We start from the raw sequence: 11,276 nt of genomic DNA, 5'->3' as shown, positions 1-11,276 counted from the left end.
AGTAAAGCCATTTCCATGAAAAATGGCCAGCCAGTTTTATTCTGGCTGACCTCATAATACGAAACAGCGAAGATCTTTGGACACACCTACCGAGGCGTAGTGAAAAAAAGAGAAACTGCCTTTAGCGTCCACCTCTGAGATACCCCCTGAATGGACCACTTTGGACGCGGTTTCGATTTTTTTCACGGAGCCGGGCACCCCATGCTCCCTTGCAGGTGTTCCAAGAATCTGAGCGTTTTCTCCTGTTTCCTCCCCACCACACAAGCGAGTGAGAATAACGCACGAATCCTTTAATCGAATGAGCAACCAACAGCTAATCCAATCCGACTCATAAAGAAAGCCATAATTCGGTTAAAACAGCGCTAAACGAACGTTCACAATAACTGGAAGCGAGCGTATAATCAAATCACAATCAAGCTCAAACAAGAAAAACAACACATACGGCCTAGTTCCGAGATTCTCGGAAGCGGGGGAACCAATCTTTTGGGGTTAATCCTGAGTGATCAGGAGGGATGAGGAAATGTCTTCTCTGCCATCCTACCCGTCAGCTAACCTCGTCGGCCAAAGCAGGGAAGGTCATGGATGGATAAAGTCTAGGCATATAATGCGCAACAAGGGGATTCCTTGCGGGCGTGTGATAGGCCGATGCAGGCTTTTTCTTTGGGACCTTTGTTCTGGAGAGAAAGAATGGATCGGCCTATTTTTTATGGATACACCGACAAGCAGCTTACACGATACAGGCGGAACGAATGCGTGTGGATCGATAGGAGGCAGTCGGTACGACATAAACCGCTACCAATCGAAATCAGGAAGACAGAGTACAGGGAGTCCTGAAAAAAGGACGCCAGGTATTACGTAAGCCTGCGGATTTTCAACACCAGTAAAAATCAAGTTAGCATGCTTGGTTTGGCTGGAGTGTGGAAATTTCGCGGGCTTTTTTCATTCACAAATAAACGAAAGATGAGGGATACCATGCCCAAAATGAAAGTTAATCAACTGACAAAAGTGTTCGGCAAGCAGCCCGAGCTCGCCTTGAAGCTGCTGGCAGAAGGACGTACAAAGGAACAAATTTATAAGCAAACCGGCTTGTCGATCGGAGTAAATCAGGTCAGCTTTGAAGTCGAGGAAGGTGAAATTTTCGTCATCATGGGCCTGTCAGGCAGTGGCAAGTCGACTCTGATCCGGCTATGTAATCGCCTCATAGACCCGACGAGCGGAAGCATTCAGATCGACGGGGAAGAGATTGTGGATATGAGGGCGTCAGCTTTGCGCGAGGTTAGGAGGAAAAAGCTCGGGATGGTTTTCCAAAATTTCGCCCTGTTTCCGCAGCGGACCGTTCGGGAAAATGTCGAGTTCGGCCTGGAGATTCAACAGGTTCCACCGGAGCTCCGGCAAGAAAAAGCACGGGAAGCACTCGCACTCGTTGGGTTAACCGAGTGGGAAAATGCATACCCGGATCAGCTGAGTGGAGGGATGCGCCAGCGGGTTGGCTTGGCGCGGGCATTGGCCAACAATCCCGATATTCTACTGATGGACGAAGCGTTCAGTGCACTGGACCCGCTTATTCGAAAAGACATGCAGGATGAGCTGCTGGAGCTCCAGTTGACGATGAAAAAGACGATCCTGTTCATTACGCACGACCTGCAAGAGGCGTTGCGACTCGGGGATCGGATTGCCTTTATGAAAGACGGGCAGATCGTCCAAATCGGACGCCCGGAAGAAATCATGGCAGACCCAGCGGATGAATTCGTGAGGAAGTTCGTTGAGGATGCGGACCTGTCCAGAGTACTCGTCGCAGAGAATGTGATGAAACGGGCGGAGGCGATCACACCGGACAAAGGAGCGCGAGTAGCGCTGCAGCTCATGATGGATAACGGCGTGTCCAGCCTGTACGTCGTGGACAAAAAGCGCACGCTGCTAGGCTTGATTACGGCGTATGATGTATCGCTTGCAATCGGTACGGGAGATTCGCTTGAGACAATCATGAAAACAGACCTGCCCGTGGTCTCGCCTGATACACGTCTGCACAGCTTGTTCCCGATGATGGCAGACCTGCACGTCCCGATTGCGGTCGTGGGCGAGCAACAGCGTTTGTTGGGTGTCATCGTAAAAGGAGCGGTGCTTGGTGGACTGGTTGGCAAAGTAAATGTCCAAGAGCACCAGAGAGTCGAGGTGATGAGTCATGGACTCCGTGCCTAAGCTGCCGATCGGTCAATGGATGGAAGGGTTCGTAGAGGTGCTGGGCCAGTACAAAGGAGTGCTGTTTGATCCGGCAGCCATGATCATTTCCACGACGGTGACTTACTTCTCCACGGTTTTGGCAGCAGTACCTTCGCTGATTCTCATCTTGATGCTGGGTGCCACTGCGTGGGTCTTTTCAGGGCGAGCTTCCATGATTTTTACGGTTATCGGTCTTGCTCTGATCCACAACCTGGGTTACTGGGATGAAACGATGGAGACGTTGGGACTCGTTATTTCTGCCACGATCATTTCGATCGTCATCGGGATTCCGGTGGGCATTCTTTGCGCGAGACACGATACGTTTCGCAATCTGGTTACGCCAGTTCTCGATTTGATGCAGACGATGCCGGCGTTCGTTTACTTGATTCCTGCGATCTTTTTCTTTGGCTTGGGTGAGGTGCCGGGAGTCATTGCCTCCGTTATTTTTGCATTGCCGCCAATTGTGCGTCTGACGAACTTAGGAATACGTCAGGTCCCGGCGGAAATGGAGGAAGCGGCGGACGCCTTTGGGTCAACGGGATGGCAAAAGCTGGTGAAGGTGCAATTGCCGTATGCGAAATCGACCATCTTAGCCGGGGTCAATCAGTGCATCATGCTCGCCCTGTCAATGGTAGTCATAGCGGCCATGATCGGAGCAAAAGGACTGGGGGCAGATGTGTATCGCGCTGTATCGCAAGTGGATATAGGAAGAGGCTTTGAGGCGGGGTTATCCATTGTGATCATCGCCATCGTATTAGATCGGATTACCCAACATGCAGGAAAAAAGGAGAGAAACACATGATGAACAAAATGGTGCCCACTCTATTAGCAGCAATGATGGGAGCGACAGCTTGGCTGGCAGGCTGCTCCAGTCAAAGCACAAACACACAAATACCGACAGCAACGGTGATCAGCCCGATTCCTTCTGAGACGTCTGACAACGCGATAGGAGAAAAGCTCGACTACAAAATCATCGGAATCGACGCAGGAGCAGGCTCGATGGTGAAGACAGAGGAAGTCATGAACCTGTACGGCTTGGACAAGTGGCAGCTCGTCGAAGGCTCCGATGCAGCGATGACAGCTGCATTGCTCAAGGCGTACGAGGCGAAGGAACCGATTATCATTACGGGTTGGACGCCGCATTGGATGTTCAAAAAGATGGATTTGAAATACTTGGCGGACCCGAAGAACGGTTTTGGCGGAGCGGAGCAAATCCATACCATCGTGCGCAAAGGGCTGAAGGAGGAGAAGCCTGCTGCTTATCAGTTTTTGGATAAGTTTTCGTGGGAGCCAGCAGATATGGAGTCGGTCATGGTCCAGATGATTGACGGACGAGAACCTGAAGTGGCTGCTGCTGAATGGGTAAAAAACAACGAAGCCAAAGTAGCGAAATGGGTGGAAGGTATTCAGCCTGTCCAAAAAGAGAAGCTGACCCTAGCTTATGTAGCATGGGACTCCGAGATCGCCAGCACGCACGTCGTAGAGCATGTGCTGGAGCAGAAGCTGGGGTATGAAGTCGAATTGAGCCAAGTACAGACGGGACCGATGTGGGCAGGTGTAGCAATCGGAGATGTAGATGGAATGGTAGCGGCTTGGCTGCCGTCCACAGATGCGAGTTATGTGAAAAAATTCGGTGGACAGATCGAGGATTTGGGGCCGAATCTTGATGGGACAAAAATCGGACTCGTTGTTCCTGCGTACATGAACATCTCGTCCATCGAGGATCTCAAGTAGAAGAAAGGGAGGCGCTGCTATGAAGCATTATCTCGTGATTGGCAAGGGCGAAGCATTCACTTCATTTGTCCAGACGCTATGCTGCGACAGTCTGCCTGCTTTTTGGGTCAGGAATCCCGGTGCCTTTTCATTGACGGCTGGACCGAGAGAACAGACGATTCAGCGGTTTTTGCCCATTTCGTTTGAGGAGAGCTATCGCGAACAAGAGCCCTTGCTGCGCTATCATTCCGTCTACATCTTTCCCGATGAGTGGGCGGAGGGACGCGATTTCATTACGCTGTTCAAACAGCTGGGCACCTGCCGGATTTTTGTAATGACGCAGGAGCATCGGTACGCAACGCTATACAAAGCACTTGGGGCAAATCACGTCATCGTAAGCCAGCCCGGGTATAAGGGCTACGGCTGGTTGGCCGAGCAGATGAGCGGTTAAGAGGGTCATAGAAAAGGCTCCGCCTGCTATCAAGGCGGAGCCGTGTTTCGTGAAATTAGCCTAGCAGCTTTTCGAGGTCCTTGTCCAATACATATACCTCGATCCGTTCACCCATTTTCGTGCTGATGTCGCTATGACTGGAAAGTACCTTGCAGCTTGTCAGCTTTTCTACGATTTCTTCCGATTCTTCGCTGTACATCTCACGGAGAACTTCGCGCATTTCTTTTACGATGCGGCGGCCTTTATCGTGACTGGACAGATGCTTTTCTTCGACGGTGAGGACCCCTTTGAACCGGGCGATGACCATATCACCGACGATGTACGTCTTGGCTTCCTGCGGACCTCGTCCAATCAGATCACGTTGAAATTTTATGAATGCTTCGCTGATTTCGGCTTCCAGCTTTTTTTTGTTAGAGATGGCCAAACGCCATACCTCCCATAATTTATCATTGTGCCTTATATTACTCAGCCGTCTATGGGCTGTCAACCTAAGAAAAAAGGGGGAAACCTTCCTGTGGTGATCGTCTCCATTTTTGCTGCTGGTATTTTTCTATATTTGATCTACGCGTTATTGCATGTGGAGGAGCTATGAAACAATTGATAGGAAAAGCCCTGCTTGATAGTTTTCGTAAATTAAATCCGCTAGTCATGAAATCGAATCCGGTGCTGTTTGTCGTAGAGCTTGGGACGGTGCTGATTTTGTTGATGCTGGTGTTTCCGAAGTACTTCGGTACAGAGGATCAAGTGGGGTGGAATACAGTCGTTTTTTCCGTTTTGTTATTTACGGTGTTGTTCGCCAATTTCGCCGAAGCATTGGCGGAGGGACGTGGGAAGGCACAAGCAGATACATTGCGGCGGGCTAAGCGCGATACGGAAGCCAAGCGCCTCAAAGCTGACGGCAGTGTGCAGGTCATCTCATCTGGTGAACTGCGCAAAGGTGATATTGTCTTGGTCGAAACCGGCGATCACATCCCAGGGGATGGAGACATTATCGAAGGGCTGGCGTCTATCGACGAATCTGCAATCACGGGAGAATCTGCACCCGTCATCAAGAGAGCGGGTAGTGATCATACATCCGTAACGGGTGGGACACGTGTCATCAGTGACTCCATCGTCGTGAAAATTACGACGAACCCCGGGGACTCTTTTTTGGATCGGATGATTATGCTCATTGAAGGGGCCAAACGTCAAAAAGCACCAAATGAAATTGCCTTGAATACAGTTCTTATCGTCTTCACGCTTATTTTTTTGATTGTTGTCGTCACGCTGGTTCCGATTGCGTCGTATGTGGGCATCAAGCTGGATATCTCCGTTTTAGTCGTTTTGCTCGTGTGTCTCATTCCGACCACGATTGGCGGCTTGTTATCGGCGATTGGTATTGCGGGGATGGATCGTGTCACCCGTTTTGGAGTTATTGCAATGTCAGGGAAGGCGGTAGAGGCGGCAGGGGATATAAACACGATCATTTTGGACAAGACCGGAACGATTACGTACGGAAATCGACTCGCGGCAGAATTTGTTCCCATGGCAGGTGTCGATCAGAAGGAGCTGATGGAAGTCGCTGTGCTCACTTCGTTGTTTGACGATACGCCAGAGGGCAGCTCCGTCATGATGCTTGCCCAGGCAAACCATGTCGTCTGCGATGTCAAAGCGTATGAGGGACAGATCATCCCGTTTACTGCAGAGGAGCGCATGAGCGGCTTGAATTACAAGGGGGTTCAGTACCGAAAAGGAGCAGTTAGCGCCATCTGTGCCTATGTCCTTGAGCGTGGTGGCGAGGTTCCGCCAGATCTCGAAGAAAAAAGCTCGCGTATATCGCTACAAGGCGGTACTCCGCTCGCAGTATGTAAGGACAGTCAGGTTCTTGGCCTGATTTATTTGAAGGATACGGTAAAGCCAGGAATTCGCGAGCGATTCGAGGAGTTGCGGAGGATGGGCATCAGGACGATCATGTGCACAGGTGACAATCCGCTGACAGCGGCTACCATTGCCAAAGAAGCAGGAGTCGACGATTTTATCGCCGAGAGTAAGCCCGAGGATAAAATCAGGATCGTACGTGAAGAGCAGGCGCAAGGAAAAATGGTTGCGATGACAGGCGACGGAACGAATGATGCACCAGCACTGGCCCAAGCCGATGTAGGCATCGCGATGAACAGTGGGACAACGGCAGCGAAGGAAGCGGCCAACATGGTCGATCTCGATTCAGACCCAACGAAGATTTTGCAGGTCATTTCCATCGGGAAGCAGCTTCTCATGACCCGGGGCGCATTGACGACGTTTAGTATCGCGAACGACTTTTCCAAGTATTTTGCGATCATCCCTGCAATGCTGGTGGAGCAAGTACCACAGATGCAGCTCTTGAACATCATGAATCTGGCGTCTCCGTCCAGCGCCGTTCTTTCCGCACTTTTATTCAATGCGATCATCATCCCTTTGCTAATCCCGCTTGCTTTGCGGGGAGTGCGCTATGTGCCGATGAATGCGAACCAGCTTCTCGTCCGGAACTTGTTGATTTACGGTGTAGGAGGAATCATTTTTCCGTTTATCGGAATTAAGCTGATTGATATGGGACTGCAACTGTTCTGGTAACCAAACAGCTATGAATGACATACGGAGGTGTCTTTACATGAACGTATCGTTGCGATCCAAAATCATGTGCGGTTTTGTCGCTGCGGCCCTGCTAATCGGAGTGCTGGGGCAGCTCTATTACACAAAGCTGGTTGAAATCAATGCGCGCTATGCCAGTTTGGGACTAGGAGAAGAAGCAATTAGGCAATTAGAAAAGAGCGTGCTTGAGGAGCTTTCCTACATTCATGTGACGAGTGTTGTGATGTTTGTTCTGATTATCGGATTGGGCTGGATCATCTCTGGCCGAATTAGCCGATCCATACGTGTCATTGCCGATGCGACAGAAACAATGGCCGCAGGAGATTTGACGGGAGCAGAGATCCAGATAGCTACGCGGGATGAGGTTGGGCAGGTAGCGCAAGCGATTAACCAGATGGCGCGTAATTTGCGCAATTTGATCGGACAAATCAGTACGGGAGCTGATCATGTAGCGAATGCTTCTGAAGAGCTGGCGACGAATGCCTTGCAAGCAACCGAAAACAGCCGATCAGTTGTCACAGCGATGCAAGAACTGGTGGATGGCGCAGGCGAGCAAATGAAGGGCTCCAGTCAAACAGTCGATTCGATGGAACGTGTAGAAGAAGCTGTGAAGCAAATGGAGGAGTACGCGCAGCATGTCTTCGGATCAGCCAAAAGCGCGTCTGCGACGGCAGAGACGGGAACGGAAGTCATCGCGAAAACGGTGCAGCAGATGGCAGACATTGCGGCTGCTTTCACCACGACAGAGAAAGCCGTGACACAGCTGGGGACTCGATCGAAGGAGATTGAAGCGTGTGTGGCTGTCATTAAGGCGATGGCGAATCAGACCAACCTGCTGGCGATCAACGCTGCGATTGAAGCTGCACGTGCGGGAGCATCAGGCAAAGGCTTCGCTGTCGTAGCCGGGGAAGTGAGAAAGCTCGCAGATCAATCCAAGCAAGCAGCGGAGCAGATCACCGACATGCTTGAGCAGATGCGACAAGATGTTGCTCACGCTGTTCATTCGATTGAGGGCGGAAATGCGGAGGTCGCCTCTGGCGTGACTGTTGTGAAGGAGGCGGGAGAGGCTTTTGCGGAAATTAGTATGGCGGTTCAGCACGTATCCATGCACATCAACCAAGTCGCGACAGGTCTGGATCACACCTCGGGCAAAACGGTGACAGTAACAGCCCAAATGGGTCAGCTGGCACAAATTGCGAAGGCTGCATCTGAGCGGGCAAATCAAGTGGCACAGGCGACCTATCAGCAAAACAACGCGGTAGAGGCGTTTCGTGAGTGTATCGATTCACTAAGCAAGCTGGCTCACCAGCAAAAAAGTTTGATTCGCAGATTCAAGACATAGGTGATGGGAATGGGACTATGGCTAGAGCAGCAACGGATAGAACGGCAAAAACAAATGGCGATGAAGCTGGCCTCTGCTATTGCCGGTTTGGTGCTGGTGGCGCTGGTGTTGATGCTTTTCTGGACGGAGGAAACGCGAGGGGCTGTATGGTTTGCCGGGCTGTTGTTGGTTTGTATCATCCTGGTCATTTGCTATCGTGTGGCGTTGCGATACACGCGTGATGCGCATCAGTTGGAGGAAGTGTATTGGGAGAACGAAGAGAGAAAGATTCGATCGATCCTAGCGAGCATCAAAGACGGTTATTACGAGCTGGATGAGCGGGGTCGCTTTCTCGCCGTGAACCCGGCGCTTTCTGAGATACTGGGAGCACCATCGCATGAGCTGGTGGGTGCAAGCTATCAGGAGTTCGTGGGCAAGCAAGATGCCCTGAAGCTGAAGCATGCGTTTCGGTGGGTGTCACATACCGGGACGCCTGTACAGCGAATTGACTGGGCGTTTATCCAGCGTGATGGTCAGAGGCGCTTGGTGGAGGGCTCCATTGTGAAAATCAGCGAAAAATCGGGTGGTGTCACGGGGCTGCGAGGGATTATCCGTGACGTGACGGATCGCAGGCAGGCAGAGCAGACAATCAATCATATGGCGTATCACGATGCGTTGACTGATTTGCCGAACCGTCGACTGTTCGAAGCGGAGCTGACGATTGCTCTGTCCCAGGCGAAGCAGGAAGGCAAGATGATGGCGATCCTGTTTTTCGATTTGGATCGGTTTAAATACATCAACGACTCGTTGGGGCATCATTTCGGGGATTGCTTGCTTCAGTCCCTGACACATCGATTAAAGGAAAATGTCGGCTCGGCAGGCATGCTGGCACGCATGGGTGGAGATGAGTTTACGATGATTTTTCCCGCGATTTCTGACGAGACGGATGTCATTGCGCTGGCAGATCGGATCATTGCGTCCTTGCAGTTGCCGCTTACGGTAGAGGATCGGGAATGTATTGTCACGACCAGCATCGGGATCAGTATTTTCCCGAGAGACGGGGAGGATACACAAACCCTTATGAAGCATGCAGACGCCGCGATGTACAGTGCCAAAGAAAAGGGTAGGAATCGGTACAACCTGTATTCTTCTACGATGAGCCTACATGCGACGGAGCGGCTGGCGGTCGAGCAGGAGCTGCGCAAAGCGTTGGAGCGCAATGAGTTTTGCCTCCATTATCAACCACAGATCGATTGCAAAACGAATCAGGTGGTCGGAGTAGAGGCTCTGCTCAGGTGGCAGCATCCCGAATGGGGCATGGTCTCTCCAGCAGAATTTATTCCGTTGGCGGAAGAGACCGGACTGATCGTTCCGATCGGGGAGTGGGTGCTTCGAACTGCCTGCCAGCAAAACAAGATATGGGCAAATGCAGGCTATCCTCCGCTGCGCGTCGCGGTGAATCTCTCAGCCCGCCAATTTCAGCAGGAGAATTTGGTCGGCATGATCAAGCAGGTGCTCCAAGAAACGCAGATGCAGCCGCAATACCTGGAGCTGGAGATCACGGAGAGTGCTGTCATGCAAAATGCCACTCGGGTCATCGGAATCCTGCATGAGCTGAAAAATCTGGGGATATGGCTGTCCATCGACGATTTTGGGACAGGCTACTCCTCGCTTAGTTACCTGCGCGATTTTCCCATTAACCGATTGAAGATCGATCGGTCGTTTGTGAATGACATCACAGAAAACGAAGATGCCGTCATCGCCAAGTCGATCATTGCCATGGCCCACAGCTTGCAGATGAACGTGCTGGCGGAGGGGGTGGAAAACGAAGTCCAGCTGGCCTTTTTGCGCGAGCAGCAATGTGACGAAATGCAAGGCTACTATTGCAGCAAGCCATTACCTGCTGATCTGTTAGAAGCATGGATGCAGCAATCGGGTGCGACTGCTCTTGCCGTATTGGGCAAATAAAATGAAAAAACGAGAGAAACGATGAAATATCATGATCGGATGAGGCCTGATAGGTTTAAATCGCTTACACGGATAAAGAATGCAAAAATCGTGCTAAAAAGACAGAAATAGGACATTAACATCCGATTATGCCAGACGTATAATGAGACTCGTAACCAACAATTGCAAATATGGCCAAATCCCGAGGCACTCGGGAACGGAGGACCCAATCAGTAGGGGTTAATCCCACGCATGAATCGTGGGAGGGATGAGAAACTCTTTCGCCATCCTACCCGTCAGCTAACTTCGTCGGCTAAAGCGAGGGAGGTCTAAAGACCGCCTATTTGAGGAGGCCTTTTTGTTATCCATTTGGGACGACAAAGGTTGACTCGAAGCATTTTGCAGGTCTTTTCGTTTTGCTCAAAAACGGCCAGTGACCGTTTTACTCACAAGTAAATAACTGTTTTTTTGAAAAAGGAAACGGGAGACAAAACGCAAAGAAGGCAACTTCAAGTCGGCTGGGCGTTAGGTAGACCAATGAGTACTTTTTCTCCGATACAAAGGATCGTTTTATTTGCCACGGGATGCGGGCGACTTCGTTCGTCTGTTTATCTTTCGCTGGTTCAAATGTAGCGATCTTTCGGGGGAATCGTAAGCATTGGTCTATTTTTTATCCCAAATGGCAGGTTTTTTTCAAAAAAGAAGACCTGTACAGGGGATAGCGAGAGAGACGAGTCAGCCAGACTTTACGGAATAGTCAGTACCAGAAAAAAGGAGGGACATTGCATGGACGTGGTTTCCATACTGCTCTTGGCGCTTTCATTCGGTGTATTTTTTGCACTCATCAAGTTTTGTGACGCCGTGGTAAGAGAACAGGGAGGGAAAGAGAAATGATCTTGTTGCTGCTGATTGTGGCAGGGCTCGCAATGTATCTGTGCCACGCATTGATTTACCCGGAAAAATACTAGAGGTTGTTCGAACAATTCGTTCATTTGGAACCATTTTTTAGAGGGAGTA

Annotated in this window: 9 protein-coding genes and 2 riboswitches; of the genes, 8 read left to right on the top strand and 1 reads right to left on the bottom strand. The window is 50.7% G+C overall.

Annotated features, from left to right (window positions below; translation table 11 throughout):
• Positions 1–432: 432 nt before the first annotated feature.
• Positions 433–579: riboswitch (cyclic di-AMP (ydaO/yuaA leader) on the top strand.
• Positions 580–972: 393 nt separating this feature from the next.
• From AB1L17_RS27885 to AB1L17_RS27870, 4 genes are read left to right on the top strand one after another with little or no spacing between them, the layout of a single operon-like run.
• Positions 973–2,199, top strand: a complete 1,227-nt coding sequence (locus AB1L17_RS27885) for a quaternary amine ABC transporter ATP-binding protein (protein WP_412848138.1) — start codon at positions 973–975, stop codon at positions 2,197–2,199.
• Complete coding sequence (locus tag AB1L17_RS27880; RefSeq protein ID WP_412848139.1) at positions 2,183–3,022, top strand: ABC transporter permease; 840 nt, start codon at positions 2,183–2,185, stop codon at positions 3,020–3,022. The genes AB1L17_RS27885 and AB1L17_RS27880 overlap by 17 nt, the downstream gene beginning before the upstream one ends.
• Complete coding sequence (locus AB1L17_RS27875; RefSeq protein ID WP_412848140.1) at positions 3,019–3,954, top strand: glycine betaine ABC transporter substrate-binding protein; 936 nt, start codon at positions 3,019–3,021, stop codon at positions 3,952–3,954. Before AB1L17_RS27880 ends, AB1L17_RS27875 begins: the two co-directional genes overlap by 4 nt.
• A 19-nt stretch (positions 3,955–3,973) precedes the next feature.
• Positions 3,974–4,384 carry a hypothetical protein gene (locus AB1L17_RS27870; RefSeq protein WP_412848141.1) on the top strand — a complete coding sequence of 137 codons (411 nt, stop codon included), beginning with the start codon at positions 3,974–3,976 and terminating at the stop codon, positions 4,382–4,384.
• Between the two features lie 55 nt (positions 4,385–4,439).
• Here AB1L17_RS27870 and AB1L17_RS27865 read toward each other — a convergent pair whose 3' ends face one another.
• On the bottom strand, positions 4,440–4,808 hold the full coding sequence (locus AB1L17_RS27865; RefSeq protein ID WP_412848142.1) for a Na-translocating system protein MpsC family protein: 369 nt from the start codon (positions 4,806–4,808) through the stop codon (positions 4,440–4,442).
• 164 nt (positions 4,809–4,972) lie between these two features.
• On the opposite strand from AB1L17_RS27865, the gene kdpB reads away from it, so the two are divergent.
• The 4 genes from kdpB (at position 4,973) to kdpF (ending at position 11,227) form a co-directional block, all read left to right on the top strand.
• Positions 4,973–6,973, top strand: coding sequence for a potassium-transporting ATPase subunit KdpB (gene kdpB / locus AB1L17_RS27860; RefSeq protein WP_412848143.1), 2,001 nt, complete (start codon positions 4,973–4,975; stop codon positions 6,971–6,973).
• 37 nt (positions 6,974–7,010) lie between these two features.
• Entirely contained in the window at positions 7,011–8,333 is a 1,323-nt protein-coding gene (locus tag AB1L17_RS27855) for a methyl-accepting chemotaxis protein (protein ID WP_412848144.1), read from the top strand.
• 9 nt (positions 8,334–8,342) lie between these two features.
• Positions 8,343–10,280, top strand: coding sequence for a putative bifunctional diguanylate cyclase/phosphodiesterase (locus tag AB1L17_RS27850; protein WP_412848145.1), 1,938 nt, complete (start codon positions 8,343–8,345; stop codon positions 10,278–10,280).
• A 162-nt stretch (positions 10,281–10,442) separates the two neighbouring features.
• Positions 10,443–10,589: riboswitch (cyclic di-AMP (ydaO/yuaA leader) on the top strand.
• A 560-nt stretch (positions 10,590–11,149) separates the two neighbouring features.
• Complete coding sequence (kdpF, locus tag AB1L17_RS27845; protein ID WP_412848177.1) at positions 11,150–11,227, top strand: K(+)-transporting ATPase subunit F; 78 nt, start codon at positions 11,150–11,152, stop codon at positions 11,225–11,227.
• The last annotated feature ends 49 nt before the right edge of the window (positions 11,228–11,276 follow it).

The sequence above is a fragment of the Brevibacillus jepli genome, assembly GCF_047229145.1.
In the GTDB taxonomy this organism is placed as follows: Bacteria; Bacillota; Bacilli; order Brevibacillales; family Brevibacillaceae; genus Brevibacillus.
Note: the sequence above shows the minus strand (reverse complement) of the source record. Positions and strands in the feature narration are given on the sequence as shown.